This is a genomic window from Nitrospira sp. Nam80, from assembly GCF_965152575.1.
Genome location: NZ_OZ224216.1, coordinates 1,896,904 through 1,914,075, shown reverse-complemented (window position 1 = coordinate 1,914,075; position 17,172 = coordinate 1,896,904). Strand labels below are relative to the sequence as shown.

Annotated in this window: 22 protein-coding genes and 4 pseudogenes; 5 read left to right on the top strand and 21 right to left on the bottom strand. The window is 56.9% G+C overall.

Going from position 1 to position 17,172, the window contains the following annotated elements:
- Positions 1-179: 179 nt before the first annotated feature.
- Together ACWGXE_RS09050 and ACWGXE_RS09045 are read right to left on the bottom strand one after the other, a co-directional pair.
- Positions 180-377 carry a hypothetical protein gene (locus ACWGXE_RS09050; protein ID WP_447603043.1) on the bottom strand — a complete coding sequence of 66 codons (198 nt, stop codon included), beginning with the start codon at positions 375-377 and terminating at the stop codon, positions 180-182.
- Positions 374-631: a hypothetical protein gene (locus tag ACWGXE_RS09045; RefSeq protein WP_447603041.1), complete on the bottom strand. Its 258-nt coding sequence runs from the start codon at positions 629-631 to the stop codon at positions 374-376. Before ACWGXE_RS09045 ends, ACWGXE_RS09050 begins: the two co-directional genes overlap by 4 nt.
- 239 nt (positions 632-870) lie before the next feature.
- Here ACWGXE_RS09045 and ACWGXE_RS09040 point away from each other — a divergent pair, with 239 nt between their 5' ends.
- Positions 871-1,215, top strand: coding sequence for a hypothetical protein (locus tag ACWGXE_RS09040; protein ID WP_447603039.1), 345 nt, complete (start codon positions 871-873; stop codon positions 1,213-1,215).
- A gap of 293 nt (positions 1,216-1,508) precedes the next feature.
- Here ACWGXE_RS09040 and ACWGXE_RS09035 read toward each other — a convergent pair whose 3' ends face one another.
- The 9 genes from ACWGXE_RS09035 to ACWGXE_RS08995 all read right to left on the bottom strand — a co-directional run bounded on the left by ACWGXE_RS09035 (position 1,509) and on the right by ACWGXE_RS08995 (position 6,989).
- Positions 1,509-2,651, bottom strand: coding sequence for a phage major capsid protein (locus tag ACWGXE_RS09035; RefSeq protein ID WP_447603037.1), 1,143 nt, complete (start codon positions 2,649-2,651; stop codon positions 1,509-1,511).
- 21 nt (positions 2,652-2,672) lie between these two features.
- On the bottom strand, positions 2,673-3,125 hold the full coding sequence (locus tag ACWGXE_RS09030) for a hypothetical protein (protein WP_447603035.1): 453 nt from the start codon (positions 3,123-3,125) through the stop codon (positions 2,673-2,675).
- 288 nt (positions 3,126-3,413) lie between these two features.
- Entirely contained in the window at positions 3,414-3,602 is a 189-nt protein-coding gene (locus tag ACWGXE_RS09025) for a hypothetical protein (protein WP_447603033.1), read from the bottom strand.
- A 398-nt stretch (positions 3,603-4,000) separates the two neighbouring features.
- Positions 4,001-4,525 (bottom strand): hypothetical protein, encoded by a 525-nt coding sequence (locus ACWGXE_RS09020; RefSeq protein WP_447603031.1) that lies wholly within the window; start codon positions 4,523-4,525, stop codon positions 4,001-4,003.
- A gap of 95 nt (positions 4,526-4,620) precedes the next feature.
- Positions 4,621-4,806: an excisionase family DNA-binding protein gene (locus ACWGXE_RS09015; protein WP_447603029.1), complete on the bottom strand. Its 186-nt coding sequence runs from the start codon at positions 4,804-4,806 to the stop codon at positions 4,621-4,623.
- A gap of 110 nt (positions 4,807-4,916) precedes the next feature.
- Entirely contained in the window at positions 4,917-5,627 is a 711-nt protein-coding gene (locus tag ACWGXE_RS09010) for a hypothetical protein (RefSeq protein ID WP_447603027.1), read from the bottom strand.
- Between the two features lie 316 nt (positions 5,628-5,943).
- Positions 5,944-6,024 carry a hypothetical protein gene (locus tag ACWGXE_RS09005; protein WP_447603915.1) on the bottom strand — a complete coding sequence of 27 codons (81 nt, stop codon included), beginning with the start codon at positions 6,022-6,024 and terminating at the stop codon, positions 5,944-5,946.
- A gap of 333 nt (positions 6,025-6,357) precedes the next feature.
- A complete protein-coding gene (locus ACWGXE_RS09000) occupies positions 6,358-6,576 on the bottom strand; it encodes a helix-turn-helix domain-containing protein (RefSeq protein ID WP_447603025.1) in 219 nt (72 codons plus the stop codon).
- A 293-nt stretch (positions 6,577-6,869) separates the two neighbouring features.
- A complete protein-coding gene (locus tag ACWGXE_RS08995) occupies positions 6,870-6,989 on the bottom strand; it encodes a hypothetical protein (RefSeq protein WP_447603914.1) in 120 nt (39 codons plus the stop codon).
- 855 nt (positions 6,990-7,844) lie between these two features.
- Here ACWGXE_RS08995 and ACWGXE_RS08990 point away from each other — a divergent pair.
- Together ACWGXE_RS08990 and ACWGXE_RS08985 are read left to right on the top strand one after the other, a co-directional pair.
- The gene (locus ACWGXE_RS08990; protein WP_447603024.1) at positions 7,845-8,015 is read left to right on the top strand and encodes a hypothetical protein; all 171 of its coding nucleotides are present in this window, start codon (positions 7,845-7,847) and stop codon (positions 8,013-8,015) included.
- Between the two features lie 695 nt (positions 8,016-8,710).
- Positions 8,711-8,884: pseudogene (locus ACWGXE_RS08985) on the top strand (helix-turn-helix domain-containing protein); the annotation flags it as partial.
- Between the two features lie 381 nt (positions 8,885-9,265).
- Here the strand turns inward: ACWGXE_RS08985 and istB are convergent.
- From istB to istA, 3 genes and pseudogenes are all read right to left on the bottom strand, one after another.
- A complete protein-coding gene (gene istB, locus ACWGXE_RS08980; RefSeq protein ID WP_447599474.1) occupies positions 9,266-10,048 on the bottom strand; it encodes an IS21-like element helper ATPase IstB in 783 nt (260 codons plus the stop codon).
- Positions 10,045-10,383 (bottom strand): Mu transposase domain-containing protein, encoded by a 339-nt coding sequence (locus ACWGXE_RS08975; RefSeq protein WP_447603793.1) that lies wholly within the window; start codon positions 10,381-10,383, stop codon positions 10,045-10,047. Before ACWGXE_RS08975 ends, istB begins: the two co-directional genes overlap by 4 nt.
- Positions 10,384-10,484: 101 nt before the next feature.
- A pseudogene (gene istA / locus ACWGXE_RS08970) lies at positions 10,485-11,312 on the bottom strand (IS21 family transposase); the annotation flags it as partial.
- Positions 11,313-11,416: 104 nt separating this feature from the next.
- Here istA and ACWGXE_RS08965 point away from each other — a divergent pair.
- Positions 11,417-11,992, top strand: a complete 576-nt coding sequence (locus ACWGXE_RS08965) for an integrase core domain-containing protein (RefSeq protein ID WP_447603022.1) — start codon at positions 11,417-11,419, stop codon at positions 11,990-11,992.
- A 162-nt stretch (positions 11,993-12,154) separates the two neighbouring features.
- Here ACWGXE_RS08965 and ACWGXE_RS08960 read toward each other — a convergent pair whose 3' ends face one another.
- Positions 12,155-12,592 (bottom strand): response regulator, encoded by a 438-nt coding sequence (locus ACWGXE_RS08960; protein WP_447603020.1) that lies wholly within the window; start codon positions 12,590-12,592, stop codon positions 12,155-12,157.
- A gap of 566 nt (positions 12,593-13,158) precedes the next feature.
- On the opposite strand from ACWGXE_RS08960, the pseudogene ACWGXE_RS08955 reads away from it, so the two are divergent.
- A pseudogene (locus tag ACWGXE_RS08955) lies at positions 13,159-13,341 on the top strand (IS256 family transposase); the annotation flags it as partial.
- Here the strand turns inward: ACWGXE_RS08955 and ACWGXE_RS08950 are convergent.
- The 6 genes and pseudogenes from ACWGXE_RS08950 to ACWGXE_RS08925 form a co-directional block, all read right to left on the bottom strand.
- Positions 13,342-13,919 (bottom strand): annotated as a pseudogene (locus ACWGXE_RS08950) (transposase); the annotation flags it as partial.
- Positions 13,920-13,954: 35 nt separating this feature from the next.
- Complete coding sequence (locus ACWGXE_RS08945; RefSeq protein ID WP_447603018.1) at positions 13,955-14,503, bottom strand: type II secretion system protein; 549 nt, start codon at positions 14,501-14,503, stop codon at positions 13,955-13,957.
- Positions 14,500-15,114, bottom strand: a complete 615-nt coding sequence (locus ACWGXE_RS08940) for a hypothetical protein (RefSeq protein ID WP_447603017.1) — start codon at positions 15,112-15,114, stop codon at positions 14,500-14,502. The genes ACWGXE_RS08945 and ACWGXE_RS08940 overlap by 4 nt, the downstream gene beginning before the upstream one ends.
- Before the next feature lie 30 nt (positions 15,115-15,144).
- Complete coding sequence (pilO, locus tag ACWGXE_RS08935) at positions 15,145-15,705, bottom strand: type 4a pilus biogenesis protein PilO (RefSeq protein ID WP_447603016.1); 561 nt, start codon at positions 15,703-15,705, stop codon at positions 15,145-15,147.
- Positions 15,705-16,262, bottom strand: a complete 558-nt coding sequence (locus tag ACWGXE_RS08930) for a PilN domain-containing protein (protein WP_447603014.1) — start codon at positions 16,260-16,262, stop codon at positions 15,705-15,707. Before ACWGXE_RS08930 ends, pilO begins: the two co-directional genes overlap by 1 nt.
- Entirely contained in the window at positions 16,259-16,999 is a 741-nt protein-coding gene (locus tag ACWGXE_RS08925; protein WP_447603013.1) for a hypothetical protein, read from the bottom strand. The genes ACWGXE_RS08930 and ACWGXE_RS08925 overlap by 4 nt, the downstream gene beginning before the upstream one ends.
- Positions 17,000-17,172 lie beyond the last annotated feature (173 nt).

Genomic DNA, 17,172 nt, shown 5'->3' with positions numbered 1-17,172 from the left:
TCCGATGAAAAGACGGTGGTCTTGAACGTGTTCGATCCATGGAAGAATGGAGTTCTGAAGGCATGGGATTTTGACAGCGGCCGATTCCAATTGTGTGCGATCGCGAATTATGAGGGTGAATGGTACGGGCCGATTCATCCGCCGGAGTAATCGCCTATCGAGTTCAGCCATGGGAGCTCCTACAGGTCATACCGGACACGTCTGCGCCGTAAATGATCGCGGCCGGGATGCCTGGCACCGTCTAACATTTCGTCGACTTCATCCCACTTGAACGGCTTGTAATAATCGATGCCTGCCTTGCGCAGCAGCTTCACCATGGCCTGCGGGCTAATGCCCGCATGCCGAGCGTATGCCGACAAAAACCCCGGCTTCCTCATCGCTTGCTCCTCCGTTTCAGAATCGCCTGTGCGCGCCGTCGCGCCCGTCGCACCTCTTCCGAGATAAAAGCACGGTCAATGCTGTAACACCGCCGGAGTCGTTCCCGCCGCCATGCAATCACGCGCTCGAGGTCGAATTGTGCTTCCTGTCCGGGCCGCCCCGGTGTGTATGGACAGCCCACAATGGTCCAGTCGCTGATCGCGTTACGGGTCAATCCGTAGATTTTTGCGACTTCGCTTTTATTCAGCTTCATGACGACAACAACAAGATCATGACAACCTTAAAAAAATCTTCATCGACTACCGAAACGGTGCCCCCCACCAACCGCTCGATCGACTTATCCACAGGAGGACCCCAACGCCTGGTGTGAGCCATTGCGCGTCCGACCCCAGCCTTTTGCGTCGTCTCGTACTGTTTAACCAGAGGTTTTCCCAGGATTGATTGGCCCCATATCATGCTTAAACTGCGCACGTCAGTTATTTGGTTCGCCCTATGGACCATACAGCACAAGACATGTTGGCGGCGTTTGCCGATACGTGCCCACGCCCCACCCTTGGAGAGGACGACTGGGAGCGGCTGTATTACCTCGCGCTGTACCTTCACCGGAGAGGTTTGAATACGGAGCATCGAACCATCCGGAATTATCTCATTGAGCGTGGATGCTCTATGCAGAAAGCGAGTTGGATCAGCGCCCAGTACCGACACTTTAGGAGGCTGCTTGCCCTGTATGATGCCGAGCATCAGACCCAAACCTCTGTCCAGCAGGAAAGCCCGCAGTCTGGCAGGCCGCCCATGGAGGAAGCGACCCCCAGACCGCCCGGCCGGATCGTGGGATAGGTCGGTATGTCACGAGTTACGCGCCTCACCCCACGACCCCCAACTGCGAATTCTGCCGGTTTCATTTGCATGATGAACCCGGTCGGAGCTTAAGGACGCCAGCTTGCGCCGACGTGGGGGCGGACTCCGACCGGCCAACCCGCCCCGCTTATGTGTTTACCTCTACCATCGCGTCACCCATCGCTCTGCGCGCGTCACAAACCACTCGGGAAGCGCCACACGTTTGACCGGTGTCTTCTGCTGCATCGGTGGCCGAGTGACAGCCGGCCGGCGCCAGGTTACAACCCAAGAGTTCATGACAGATTCGTACTCACGACAAAGCACTGCGGATGCCGAATCAATACATCGACCATCCACATGGCCCGGATCCCGACTTGGAGTGAATTGAATCGAGTCCCGCCGCCATCGCTGTCAAGTTGCAACGCGCCCCATTCGGCAATAATGATTTCGTCCCAAGAGCCGAAGATGAGATTGCCGCTCGCTAATTGCTCGCTCGACATGGCCGGCAGGCCCACGAGCTCCCCGTCGAACATGTTGCCGGTCCAGAGCGGGGTATCCGTGCTGGTAAACCGCTGCACCTGCATCAGCTTCAAAGCGCCGGCCGTATTTGTGGCAAAGCCGGGATTGACGCCGACTGCATTGAGAGCGCCCGCCGTAGAGACAAAGGCCAGGATCTTCGCGTAAGTGGCAGAGGCCGCATCCTGTCCGGTGGTCACGCCCGTGGTGTTCTTGATCCCCAATGGCTGCGCCCCTCCGGTGCCGTTGATCACGCAATAATCGACGCCATCAATGGCGATCGTCTTTGCCAGGTCGGCCATGACGAACTGTTCAGCGGATCGGGAGGTTTGCTTCAGCAATTGCAAGCTCACATCCGTGATCGTGATTGCGGTCTTGGGACTCATGGAGAGTTGGCCGAGCGCCTGATCGGTGGCCGATACGCTGGTCCCATCGCCGGTTTGCCACGTGACAGACGCCTTGCCGGTCTGCCGCGGGAAAGTGACATTGCCCTCCAATTCAGACAACACCGTGGCGCCCATTTTCATCGCGACAGAGCGATTCCGGAGAATATCGATGAACGACATATTTTCGACGTTAACGAAGTAGCCACCCTTGGAACCCGGCTGCGTGGATAACGCACGGGTTGCGGCTTCTGCACCGACCGGCCGCTTCAAGATTTCCGCCGGGACAAATTTGCTAGTCGTGGTGATGTCGCCGTGCCCGAGCCGTTTTGCCACTTCCCGCGAGCACTCCAATTCGAAGGCGGCTTCCTCGAAATGGTGAGAATTCTGCCGCCCGAATTCCATAGCCCGGATCAATCTGAAGAGACTGTACTCCTTCACCTCTCTGTCACTCAGGCCAAGAATGGCGTCCTGCAACGTGGCCGCTTTGTGGAGGTGATCGGAGACCTGTCGTTCCGCTACGCTTTTCAAAATCATGTGAAGATCCTCCCGAAAAAGTTATCGTGAGCCAACTCTACCATTGCGGTTACGCATGTCCGCGATCGTGAGCAGGGCCTTGACTGAATCGGAAAAAAACTCGGGAGCTGGTTCTTCTCCGGAAAGTTCGATCGAGAGAAATCGGTACAGCAGGATTAAATATCGAGCAGCCTGCTTTCGGTCCATGTCCAACATTTCGTGCGCCCGGTGGCTGAGGCCGGCATCTTTGATCAGGAATTCTAGAAAGAAAGCCGCGAGCCGATCGAGGTCGAATCCGCCGTTCTGACAGGCCGCCAGCCCGCGGGTTCGGCCGTACCATTGCTCCAAAGCCTCAGGATCGACTCTGGCGCCATGCCCTTTCGTGCCGGTTCCGCGGTCGGTGTACGGCGCGCCTTGTCGTAACCATCGGCGGATGGTGTGTGGGCTTCGCTTCAACTGGCGGGCTGCTTGCCGGATGGAGACGCCTTCACTCATCGCCGCGGCCCCACAAAGCAACACATTGTTTTTTCCTTCTTTTTCACTCTGCTTAGGTCCGGCAACCTTGGATCTGGCGTAGTGCTGAGAGAAGGCCTAGACTGACAATAGGGGTTCATCCCGCCGCTCTCCTTGGGGATGCCCACCACCCGACAGAAGCCGGGCTCATTATCTCCCTTTACTCCCGGCTGGAGAGCGGCCCTGCTTCCTGTTCATCGCCACCCCAAGGAAAGCATGACCGCCACAAGGGCAAAGGCGATAGCCAGGAAGCCGAGCTTCGAGCATCATTTAGCGCTCGATCGCCGGCCGGTAGACGCGGCCGAAGTTCAGAACCGGCTCAATCTCTCGTGATGCCTGATTCAGCAGACTCGCCAAGTTGGCGGCCTGTGACCATGTCAGCGTGACTTCATACCAGCCGGAGCCGTCCCTGCCGCTGATAGTCACGTGCCTGGATTCATGATTCGTTCGAACAACCATGCTGGCTCCTTTCTTGTCGTTGCTTCCGAAATTCCTCTTGCTTCATGGCGTCGTATTCCTGACATGCCAAGCACAACGTGTCCGGATTTCCAAACCGCGTGAGCACCATGAAGTCCCGAGCCTTCGATCGCAGGCATCTTCGGCAGTGATAATTTCCCATCCGTCTATCTCCCTTGGTTGAAGATCCCCCGTCGGCCCCAGGCCCAGGCCGAAGCCACAGGCCCAGGGAATGCTGCTATCCGACTAGTCGCCCGACCAGTGGCCGGACGTTCGAGCGGGGAATGAGTCCGCTCGAAGTTCGAAACATTTTGCCAAACCGAACGCGAAACGCTACGTCCACAGCATCGAAGATGGGTCTCTTACCTGATAAGAGTGATAGTGCATCACCTCTCTTCTTCTTATCTTTTCTTTTCTGTTCTTGTTTTTTCATTCTTCACGTCAGTTCGGGTCAGGGCAGCAACCTCCGGGCCCTTACTAGTGCCGGCGGCGCCCGCAATTCGTTCCAGAAGGCTCTTCACCACAGGTCGGCCGACTTCGCCATCCTGAAGGGCCCGGACCCCGCCCTTGTCTCGATCGCGAACCGCCCGCTGTTTGGTCAATCCCACTTCGATAAACCAATACCCTTTGAAAACCTGCGGGCTCATCCGATCATTCCGCTTCGGCGCGATACCGTCATTCGCCAGCTTCCAGTCCTTGTAATAATCGGAGTCGAGGCCGGGTGGTTCATCCATGGGAACAGAGTAGTATCGCTTCACCCGCTTGCCGGCCTGGTCCAAGGGTTCAATGATCTTGAAGACCACGTCGATTGTGCGCCGACCGGGGAAGCGTTCGACAAGATCCGATCGCAGATAGCCCGCGATGTACTTGCCTGGGGGGAGTGGGTCCGGGTCCGGGGCGGTCGGCCAATTAAAGTCGCCACTCATGGCCGGCGCCCTTGCGGTTTTTGATGGATTTTTGTAAGATTCGCACTGTCCACAAACTCCTTTCAGCTTGAGGCCGCCTTGCCGGGCGGCCTTTTTTATTTCGCCTTCAGCGCTTCAACCGCTGCGCCATAGTTGAACCGGCGGCCTCGCTTGCCGATCACAATTGACGGTATACGGTTTTTCTTAGCTAAGTAGTACACCGTGCTCTTGCCGCAGTTTAGGCAACTGGCGAGTTCGTCAGCCTTCATATCCCACTTCTCCGCCGTTCCAGTCTTGTCCATGTAGAACCTCCCGCGTTGTGTTATACGCAGGAGTCTATACAGAGGTGGCGAATTTGCCGCAATGTATGAAGGTTACAGACCTTTATACTGAGGAACCGACGGCAGGACCTTTATTCATCGAAATCGGGGTTTCTGAAGCTCAGGAGGAAACTATCGCGATAAGCCTGGGTCCATGGCCCGAATGTATTGTTTGGGTTATCGAGGTTTGATGGATCCGATTCATCGAGTTTGAACTGTTTTTTCCAACGGCGTGAGTAGAGATCTTGTAGACTCTTAGCAGTATATTTCCGACCCGAATTATCCCTCTTCAAAAAGCCTGCTACTCTCTCAGACGCCTCTTCGATCGAGAAATTGAACCCTGCTGTGAGAGCAAAAATCTGCCTGGCAAGCCAACGCTGTTTGCTTTGATTAGCCTTCATCGTAAACGGTGACCACGATCCACGCCCATTGGTCAAGCCGAAAGCCGAATCGAGATCTTTCGCTCCCTTGGCATCGAGGAAGAGTCGAAAACGATTCGCGATTTCTCGAAGGATACTAACGTCAGGGTATACACCGGCTCGCACAGCGTGCACGAACGCCTCGATCAGCGCCAGAGGGTCATGTTCAACTCGATACCTTCGTTCCGCGTCAAGGATTGGCTCCACAAACCAAAAATCGCTGCCATCCTTGAGGTCTGTCACTAAGTCAAGCTTAGGGAATTTTCGGGGCTGTCCGGTTGGAACGGTGACCCTGTCAGGCGGGAAGCGAACAAACAAGGAAGTGAAAAAGTAATGCGGCTCGGGTGGCCGGAAATGTTTTTGCCTTCGTGACCGATCGGCCATGTCCGCCTCCTGGTGCGGTCCTGGTAGAGGACGGAGGCACGGCGCCAGGAAACGCCGCCGGCGAGTTCATGAGGCCCGCCGTTGCCTCCGCTGTTTGGGTCCGAATTAAGTCCCAGTTCGGGTTATGGTGTCCCGTCCGTTCATTCTATAGCCTACAATGGAATGTGCATAGTTTCTATGGGATTCCACACGTTATACGTAGTGGAAAAAATGGAGTTGTTTTGTAAACCGCCGGTTGGAGGTTCGATTCCTCTCGCCAGCTCCATTAATCAAGCACTTGCGACTTGCCCGCTCTCTCCAGAATCGGCAGGTGTTATTACGGTGCTAGATAGAAAAAAATGAGTCGGGTCGTGTCTATTCCGGCTCTCCGCAAGTTTGTAGCCGCACAGTGCCTCAAGTCGTGAAATCGTAAATCTTCGATCCCAGCAGCTTTCCGCCTTTTTAAACGCGGTTCTTACCGGCTCGTACGTTGTATGGCTGCCCTGCTCGGACAAAAACATTTTTATGGGCAAGGCTTCGCTCCTTAGTCAGATCCTGTAGCGCAGCCTTCACAGCAGGTGTCATAGGCACTTGGCGTGGCTTTTTCGTTTTGGTATCAATGGCTTTCTGACCTTCCATCGCTTCAGGCGAGCCCTGGCCACTCCTGTTGCAAGCCTCAACGTCTTGCCATCATCGAGTACCGGAAACTCGACATAGTCGCTATCCTTTCGTTTGGTGAGTCCCATAGGACCTACCCCCCTTTCCGTGGCGCTTTCGCCACACCAATGAGTTGATTGGGATTGATCTGTAACGCTGTACACAGCTTGAGAAGTGTTGAGAGCTGAGGATCAAGCCGACCCTGTTCCATGCGGGCAATGGATACGTGGTGAATGCCTGATTTCACGGCCAATTCCCGCTGGCTTAACCCTCGCCGCTCTCTCCATTTTCTCAAATTGGTGTAGAGCTGCATTGCCTTTGCTAGCTTAATAGCTAGCACATAATCAAGTGGTATATTTCTTATGAGTATTCCGTAACGGTTCAACTCAACAGGAGAACACTTTTATGGAGAAAACAAGCGGGTACAGAACCGGGCACTCATTAGGAGATCCATATAAAAAAATGGCGCTGGCCAGTGCTATCCTAGCCGTTGCCGTATTAACCGCGTATGTGTTGCAGCAAATGGGCATTATCCCTAAAAGCTTCCTATGACGAACAATGGAGAGGGATGCCTCTTCAGCTGCCCTCTCCATCTTTCATTCTCTGTCAGTCCCTTTCAGGCATCGGCATGACCGTATGCCGTTTGATCCACGCATCTACGGCTCTTAGATCAAATTTCGTCAGTCTTCCCACCTTCACGGACGGGATTCGGCGCTGGCTCACCATCGTATACACCGTATGTACCGACAGACCGACATACTTCGCTATATAATCCACGCCTACCAGCCTACGAGGTACGGAATCCTCGGGCTGGTTGCTCTGATGTAGCGTCTCATCGGCCATTGTTATGACTGATTCTCCTGAACGCTGGCCTGTTTCGGTGTCCGACCCATCCGGTATGTCCAGAGGGGACACCGTTGAACTGGACACACCCGCACTTCCTTCAATGTCCACCTGAGCAATCAATGCACTTCTCGCGTATTGCCTTCATCGGCGTGCGATGCTTCATCGAATAATGGTCTCCTTTGGTGAAAATCCATAAGCTAGCTCACGTTTTTCAAACGAACTCCCGTCTACTGAACCCACACAGCACATCGGCTTATTGAAGTCCCAGCTATCATATGCCTACTCACCTCCTTTCAGTTATCCATACCGCGCCACTGTTTCTCACCGGTCAGATTGGAGAAATCAGTGAGAAATGTATAACCGGTTGATTGATATACTGTTTCTCACATTCTCACGTTTCTCACACCTTAGGGGTTGAGAAATTGAGAATCCTAGTCTTGGATGGCAGGAATCTGGCTCATCTGCATGGCAGACAACGAACACCGGGTATGCCCTGATTGATAACCTGGGTAATTAGGCGTATGGTTCCGCCAACATGTCCATTTGCACCTCACCTCAGAACCGCGATACCGCGCCACTTTGCCAGGAAGGCGGCTCCACCATGCAGGCTCTTTTGTATCCTGAGATCCAGGCGTTCATTCGGGCATCCGAAACGCTCCTCCCTCCTGCTTCCCTCAGCAGGCCACTTACCACGCCGCTTCTCAGCCGAGAGTACCATTCACAGGAGTAGCAACTATGGACACGTTTCGGGATGAAACCCTGGCATTCATCCTCGCTTCTGAACGCTTCTTAACATCTCCCCTCTTCGATCCGCCTCTCAGCAGTTATGAGCGCAACCTCATCGCCTCCTATTGCAACCGTATACTGGAACGCATGCATGAGAGCCCCGACCGTTTTGCCGCATAGCCCGGCGTAGAGATGCGGGGCATGGGTATGCATCGATACTCTACTCACCAATTTGATAAAGCGGCTGTTAGGCAGCGGCGAGTGAAATGGGTGGCGCGTATGAGTCTTCTGTTGGCTTTAATGGTTCTGTCCATTTATCTATTACGGGCCTAGAAATTCTCACACGATTTGTCATGGGAGAGTGACCCATGCCTTTATCTCGCAATAGGTACTCACCGGATGCCGAACTAACCCACCCCCTCTTGAACGAATACAGCAACACCGACCTACTCAACCGAAAGTTCAGGCGGTGGACTTGGCTACTATCGATGGTCTTTTTAGTGGTCCTGTCCCTATTGACCCTTCAGTTGCTCGGTGTGCTCCCTCTTAGTCCATTCCAGCCTGCCCTCAAAATAACAGGCAGGTGGGAAGGGTTCTCCCAGTGACCTACCTGTAGCCTTCTGCTTGCCGGGGTGCGCCTCGCGGGCCGTCCCGGCTCATCGCTTGGCTACCTCACACGTCCGAATACCGTGAACCGCCAGGGAGCGATACAAGCTGCCATGATTCGCTAAATTGACTAGCAGCGGGCCTTCCAGACCGCTGTAATCGCAAAATGATAATGTCCGCTTTGACCAAGATAGAAATGTTGAAATATCTTGTTGAGAATGGGCCCCTCCACTGCGATAGAGTCGCAGGCCATCTGAAGGAGGGACCGCATGCCGACGATCACGACCAAGGAACTGACGACGCTGAAGATCGCGAAACGCTATCACCACACCGTCAAGAGCCGTCTCGCCATCGTGCACTATGCCACGGACCATGGAATCAAAGGAGCGGCTCGGCGGTTTGGCTTGGATCGAAAGACGGTTCGCGCTTGGCGTCGCCGCTGGCAGGCTGCCGGCCTCGCGGGCCTGGTCCCGCGCTATCCCCCGATCCGGGCACGCCGCATTGCCGATTCGACCGTGGCGTTGATCGAGCACGCCCGCCGCGACCTCGAGTACGGGGCCGTCCGCACCCGCATTTGGCTCGAGCGCGTCCATCGGCTCCGGGTCGCCGCTGCGACGATTCGCCGCATCTGCCATCGGCTCGGCTACCCGTCGCTCCGCCGCAAACCCTCACGGCGTCCTCGGCAACTCACGCTCTTCAGTCGCGAGCGGCCTGGAGACTGTGTCCAGGTGGACGTCAAAGAAGTCAAAGTGGCCGGCACCAAGTGTTTTGTCAAGGGTCACCCAAATTTCCCCAGTTATGGTCATCGAAAAGTCCCCACCCAGTTAGGTTGTGGTTGTGGCTTCTTCGGGTCGCACCAAGCCGGCTTTGAGCTTCTCCTTCAGGCGGTAGGAATGGCCGCGGATATTGATCGTGATGGCGTGGTGCAGGACCCGATCCAGGATGGCGGTGGCCAGCACCCGATCGCCAAACACCTCCCCCCAGGCGCCGAAGCTCTGATTGCTGGTGAGAATCATCGGCCCTTTCTCGTAGCGGCGCGAGATGAGCTGGAAAAACAAGTTGGCTCCAGTGCGGTCAATCGGCAGATAGCCGATTTCATCAATAATCAGTAACCGCGGGATGGTGTAGAGCTTCAACTTGTCCTCCAGCCGATTCTCCGTGAGCGCCCGGGTGAGCGTGGCAATCATGGCGGCCGCCGTCGTGAACAAGACCCGGTAGCCCTGCGCAATGGCTTTGAGTCCTAGCCCAATGGCCAGGTGGCTTTTGCCCACGCCGGGCGGTCCCAGGATCACGAGATTCTCGCCGTGTTCGATGAAATGACAGGTCGCCACCTGCTGAATCTGCTTCTTATCCAAGGAGGGTTGGTACGCGAAGTCGAAGGCGTCCAGACTCTTCACAAACGGAAACCGCGCGAGACTGGTGCGCATGGTAATGTTCTTTTCGGCCTTGGCGGCGACTTCTTCACTGAGCACCTGGTCGAGGAAGTCCGCATACGAGAGGTCCTTCGCCGCGGCCTCCTGTAAGAGCGCGTCGAGTCGTTCGCGGCTTGTGAAAAGCCGCAAGCGCGTCAACTGTTCGCGGAGTCGTTCGAGCTGGGCGGGGTTCATGGCTGCACCTCGTGCGCGTTCACGCGTCCGCACAGCGTCTCGTAGCAGGCCAAATCCCGGATCTCGACCTCCGGCAGGACCGCCGCCCATGGGGCCGACTCGCCTCGTGTCGACCGGCGCTGGCGTGCGATGCGCGCGATGGCCCCAGGGCCGTGTTCTGGCAGGATGCGGAATTGGTGGGTGCCAGCGAGGACGGGATGGCTGGCGACCTCGCGGTCGCGATGGAAGATGTGCACCATCTCGCCCCGTCGCTGTACCTCGACTCGCTGGCCGATGAGCCGGAAGGGCACGGAGTAGCGGTTCGTGTCCAGGCTGACGAGATAGTCTTCGGCCACGATGGCGAGACGCGCGCTTCCTGCTGGAAGCTGCGCTGCCCTGCCAACGGCACCAATTGCCCGCGCTCCCGCTCGAACCGCGTGATCGGCGGCTCATGTGTGGTCCCATGCAAGCGACGGTCGGCAATCGTCGCATTCCATTCGTCGAGCTGGGCTTGGAAGTCGACGACATCGACGAACGTCCGCCCCGGCAGGAAGTTCCGCTTCACATACTTCACGCCCGATTCGACTTTGCCCTTGGTCTGTGCGCGGTAGGGCCGACACACCCGCGGCTCGAAGCCCCAGTAGTCGGCAAACGCTTTGAAGGTCGGATTCCAGAGGCGCCGTCCGGTGTCATCCGCATAGCAGACTGTCCGCGGCCGGTCATACAGATGCTCACGGGTATGCCCGCCGAAATGGGCAAAGGCCCGCTCGTGGGCCTCGAGAAACTGCGCGAGTCGCTCGTCAGCACAGGCGTAATAGAACCCGCGTCGGCTGAAGCCTAAGGTGAGCACGAACACGTGCACGACCGAGGCGCCGGCGCGAAAGGGGACCAACGCTTGCCCCCAATCAATCTGACTTTGCTGCCCTGGCGGCGTCTCAAAGCGCAGCAGGGCCCGCTCCGCTTGCATCTGCACCTCACGCAGTGGTGCCACACACCGCTTGACCGTCTCGTAACTGCCGGTGTAGCTCCGGCTCGCCCGCAGCTCCTGGTAGAGAATCCGTGCGGAGTAATTGACCTGCGGGGCGCGGGCCCGCACAAAGTCGGCATGGGCGGTCAAGAGTGTCTCGGCGACCGCCACCCGGCGATAGGGCTGCCACGTCGTCTGCCGGACACTGCGACGCACGGTCTTGCGATCCAGGTCCAACCGCCGCCCGATCTCCGAAATGGATACCCGTTCCTCATGAAACAACCGTCGGATCTCCGCCCACCGCTCCTGATCCACCATGCACGCCTCCCCAAGTTGGTCCTGGACGCGCATGATCGTCGACGCTCCCGTCTCGTCAAGTCCCATCTCTCTCCTCCTTCGTTAGGATGGGTGGGGAGAATTCAATGACCACACCTGGGGATTATTGGATGACCCCTGACAGTTTCCAATACACCGCCATCGATGACTGCACCCGCTATCGGATCCTCCGTCTCTATCCCCGGAAAAATCAGCAGACTAGCCACATGTTCTTTACCACGCTCCAGACCGCACTCCCGTTTTCCATCCGGAAACTACAGGTCGACAACGGCACCGAATTTCCGCTCGCCTTTGCACTGACGGTTCAACAGGCAGGGATGCGACTGCGTTACATCACGCCGCGGTGTCCCGAGCAGAACGGCAAAGTCGAACGCAGCCATCGTGTTGATGAGGAGGAATTTTGGAGTCGGTCGGCGTTCGCCGGCTTCGCGCCGGCGGCCGAGGCCTTACTCACCTGGGAACACCGCTACAACCACGAGCGCTTCTCTATGGCCCTCAACGGCCTCACCCCGGCTGAGAAACTCGCCACGTTCACGGCTGCGTCGTCACCCCTCCCGTCACTCACAGGCTTCCCGAACGCCGTTCCCACCCCGACCTCGACCATGGACCGATCGCCGATCGCCTGTCCTGAGCTACATCCTGCAAGCCGCTTCTTCTCATAACCACGACCTAAACCCTGGGGCCAGTTCTTGACAAGCCATTACATCATCTCCTTAGGCCCTGGGATTTCTCCCCCAGGGCAATTGCAAACACATCACCAACTCGTTTCTTATGTGTAATCATCCCCCGCTCGGAGGCAATCGTCAGTACGGCCGCGGTGGTGTTCACGCCAAATTGGTTCGGCCCCATGTGGGACAGACGGTAATGAGCGTCCAATAGAGTTCATCGATAGCTGTCTCCTGGTTCAAAATGACGGTCGCGCCAGCCTCTAGGAAGGCCTGGTGGAAGATTTTCTTCTTTTTCTCATCAGACAGCCCGATGATAGTCACCGACGGATGGTGTCGGGCAATGAGCCGAGTGGCCTGAATACCATCGATATTGGGCATGTCGATGGCCATGATGATGACGGTCGGTTTGAGCGTTTGGGCATACGTCACCGCGGCTATCCCAGTGCTCGCTTCACCGACAATTTCAATATCTTGCCAGTCTTCCAGGAGACGCCGTATTCCTTTCCGCACCGATCGATGATGCGTGGCAAGGAGAACACGAAGAACGCGACTGGGACGCAGGCGTGTGCCTGGGGTGTCGAGATTTGAGAACATACGACGGATCGTGTCACAGCCCCTAATGGGGTCGTGCTCCTTGGTGAGATTGCGTTAAGGATTGCCACATGACGGTGAAGCGAGCACGGTTGAGGGTCTATCTATCACTCTGTTCCGGATTGCGAGAGCCAGCATCCTATCCACGTCAGCATAAGAACAAGCAGGAGAGTGAGAACACCACTCCACCCGAATAGGCACATGCTCAAGCCTTTCGTCTTCTTCTCGCCAACCGTGTTTTCAAAGACTGCTATGGTTATGGTAAGGAAATAACGTTACCAGAATGTTTGGTCTTTGCGATGGAGGAGTTAACTTCCAAACTGGAGGACTGATTCAGCTACAGTGGGTGCATACCAGAGGAAGGTTGTAGGGAAGGATGGGTGCTGGAGCACTTTCTGAGCTTGCCCGCCAACGTCTCGGCGTGCCGGTCTGCTCAGCCAAGGTAGACCCGTCATCACATCACGTGGACCCAGACGCCGTATTCGTCCTCACGTAACTCCTCCCGGTGACGATCACGACGACGGCACCAGGCCAGAACGCCACGCTGACGTTCACGGCGACGGCGAATGGCGGCGGCCAGCTTGGACGAAGGCATGGACGAGACGTTGACGCTGCATCACCTGGGGGTGTTCGCTCTCTTGGGGCGCAGCCTCAAGACGACCAACTGTTTGGAGTCGCTGGATGTGCAGTTTCGACAGTTGACGGACAGGGTGGGCCGCTGGCGCACGTCCGATCAGAAGCACCGCTGGGTCGACTGATTGAGCGTTGAGCGTTCCCAGTTCGCGGCGCTGGTGCCGCAAGGCGGCCCGGGCTTCGGCATACGTCGAGCGCTCGTAGGCTTGCTGCAGCCGCTGTGACTGACGCCAGGTGACCTGTTGGCCTTTCGGCAAATAGGCCACGCCGTTCTCCCGTTTATGCCACTAACAGCGTTGCACCGCCGCCTGTCGGCCCAACACGGTCTGAATCGCCTTGCGGTACCCCTTGGCCCCATCAATGACACAGAGCAACTCCTGGTCCGTGCGCAGCGCGCGCCGCACAACGATGCGGAAAAACTCCGCGCACACCGGCTTCGTTCTCTGTGGCGGTCTGGACGAACCCCAGCAGCTTCTTTTCGCCCGTCCGCAGGACGCCCAATGCGAGCAGCATGCGATCCTCCGCGAAGGTCTTGCCATCGAGGAAGAGCACGACCACCTCGTCCTGCTCCAAGCGGCGCTCGCGCAGCTTTCACCTGCTGGGCGCTGGCCGAAATGAAGCGCCACGAGACGATGGAGGCACTCAGCCCGAACGCCTCTGGGACCGCTTCGGCACAGGCTTCATACCGGCGGCAACTCCAGCGGACCGGTCGGACCTTGGCACACCCGCAAACTATCTTCGCGTTGGCGGCTGTAGGCGGGGAATCCCTATTGATCCCGTTGAAAGGACCGGCGCACTGGACACCGTCATGAAAATCCAGTTGCTGTAACGAATCTGCCCTTCAAAATGCTGGATCGCAAGTGGAAAGTTATGTAGTTTAATAGGTCTAGCCGTACTTCGACTTTTCACGCCCATAATACGCCCATAGGAATCACGAAAGTAGTCCCATTCCCCACCAGTCATGGGATCCGTATACAGCTTTCGCAGAAACGGCTTGAAGGGGCTTGGCGGGTTGACCAGATCCTTAAGCGACATGGGGAAATACTGGCTCTTTGTGATTCGAGCTTTTTTCATAGCGGTCGAGTAGGATAAAATTGCCGATTGGATTTCGATACCGCGCGCCATGAGTTCAGCCTCCTTCTCCCGCTGAACCACCATCTTCCACTGCTTGGCTACAGCCGACAGGCTGATGCCCATCAGTACAACGACCATCATCATGAGAAGATAGATGCTGCCTCGATCGTTACGCAGCAGATCACGATGTCCATAATTGCAGCTCACAAACTTTCCCCTTCAAGCGGCAAAGCCTGTTCAACCTCACCGGCGTTCTCCATGAGAATAATACGAAGGGGAGCGATCGCCTTGACGCGAACCTTTCCATCAATCATGTCGCCCGGTTTCACAATATGGAGTTCGGCTCCTCGTGAAAGGACGGCCTCCTCCTTTCCATCGCGGTGCAGATACCCAACGTAGCGGAACGCGGCGATTTCTTGCCGGCCAAACTCTCGAGCGTTGTCCTCAGCGGACGGTTGCGAATCCTCTTTCGCTTGAGTCATCTCACGGGCGGCCAGTCGGCGCGACGTACGGACAGGGGGATCACCGGAGGCTGACGCCTGCGCCGCAAGCGTTCCGGTCTCACGGCGCACGGATGCGAAAATATTCTTCGCGACCACAGGCTTCTCAGCGTGACGCTTCCGCTTCTCTAACTGCTCAATGCCCATGATCTTATTCATTGCCCGTTCACCTTTCCCTCCAGTCTGTCCAATGCGCTGTCCAGACACATACTTGAGGGGGACGGAGTCCGAAGGCGCATCACCGAGCACCCAAACGATGAGCGCCACCCACGCCACAGTGAGCATGAGCAATATTTGGAGTTTGGTCACGCCCTTCATCAGAGGTGCGCCTCCGAATGCTTGCGGACCTCAGGCCCGCTCTTTCACATATGTCGCCAACTTGAGATTCACCGTCACCAACTCGTCTTGGTTCACCTGTTTCTGCTGGCGGGCTGAGCGAGCCACATCCAGATCCTCAATGAACAGAAGCTGGTCGGACGCTTCCAGATGGGCGATGAAGCGCCGAATATCGCCGTAGCGACCCGTCATTGGCCCGCTTAACATCGCTTTCCTCACCATGCTCGGGACTGTCTTTTCGACGCTGTAAGAGAGGCTCGACAAGTTCACTTGGTGTTTTTTGGCTTCTTCCGAAATAGCCAACGGAAATTGCAGGAAATCCTGACGCCCAGGCAATTGGGTCAAAATCTGATCGAGATCCCTTTTCATCCACTGGGCCTCCAGTGCTTGAAAACGCTGTTGCCTGGTCGTGACCCAGTCCGCCTCCAGCCGAGCGAATTCCTCGCGGGCCGGTTCGACCCATACGACATGAATGCCGGCAAAGGCCAGGCCCAACAACAGATCGATCACCAGCCACAGAAGCACAGGGGCATAGAGGCGCTGATGACGCACGGAGAGACCCAATATGCTCATCAATCCTCCGCCGGGTTGTATTTGACCGTCATGGCAAACTCCACCTCATTGTCACGGCTCCGATGTTGCTGCAATGCCGCCTCCTGAAATGCTTGATGCTCGCTTAACTTGACGATGAAGTGGGTAAGCTCTTTCATGTTGAGCGCCGTCGCCGAAATGACGATGGTGGAATTCTTCGTATCGAGCCGAAGATTCTGGATCGACACACCCGCGGGGACGACTCCTTCCAGGTCGCCGAGAAATTGGGTCCAAGAAAATGCGCTCCTTGCTATGAGTTGGCTGATCACCGCGACATCCCGAGGACTGGTCTTCATGGTCTCATGGGTTCCTCCCGCGCGCTGCGGAAGTTGCACGCGCCGATCGATATCACGAACCCGCGCTAACGCTTGCTCCAGCTCAGCGGCCTGCTCTCGAAGTGAATCCACCTGCCGGTAGTCCAGCGTGCCGGCGCCCAGAAGCAACACTGCCGAGGCCATCAATCCGGCCCGCATGGGAGTCACATGGGAGCCGGCCGTCGTGCTGAGATTGATCCGAAACAAACGATTAGCGGTCATCATCCCAGAACCCCCGCTAGGGCCGTCAGGCTTTCTGTCGCTGCACTACCTTCCACCCACCTCGGCAGCCATGCGTAGCACTGTGTCCGCAGATCGATGCTCTCCACCGCAAACTTCTCGGCAATTTTCGCGGTCACATCGGCATCCTGCACCTCGGTAAGACAGACAACCCGTCGCGGAGCCGCATTCGGCTTGACGTTCGCGTAATAAGCAAGTGAGCGGGCGAGATCCTGAAGCACATCGCCCTGGCCTACATTCCCTTGCGGCTTGATCCGACACAAGACCGGTCGGCCTCCTTCCAAGATCATGACCGTCGTCGCCCCGTCTAAGAGGCTCACCCAGACCACCGGCTCCTTGGTGGAAAGGAAGGGTGCGAAGAGATTACAGAGACGAAAACTGGCGATGTCCACTTCGACTGGGATCAATCCAAGCTCATCGCAGAGGGTTTCATAAGGCTGTAGCACCGCGTCTCGAATGGCGACGACCATGACCGTCCGCGGACCGACCACTTGCACCGTGATCTTCGTTCCCGCCATCGGGAACAGCGCTTCCTTCTCCAATCGCCAGCGGACGAGGCGAGTAAGGGCGGCTGCTTCCTTGGGAAGCGTCTGCATGTCAAGAAGCGTGACCCGAATGCACAGATCCGGCAGGACCAGCACCACCGGTCGCCCCCTGAAGCTGCGAGGCCGATCCCCAAGCAACGGCCGTAGCGCCAGCTTCAGGGCCGGAATATCGGTCATGTTCGAATCGCTCGGAGATGGTCGGATCAGTCCAGCCGGAAGCTCGATCCGGCGGGTTCCCATAGAGGAGCGACCACACCAGCTCCGAGACAACTCCCCCCAAGCGGCATGCCGGGCGCCGAGTTTTAAGCTGCAGCGAGGACGTCCGAGTCGTAGCATCGTCTCACCAGTTG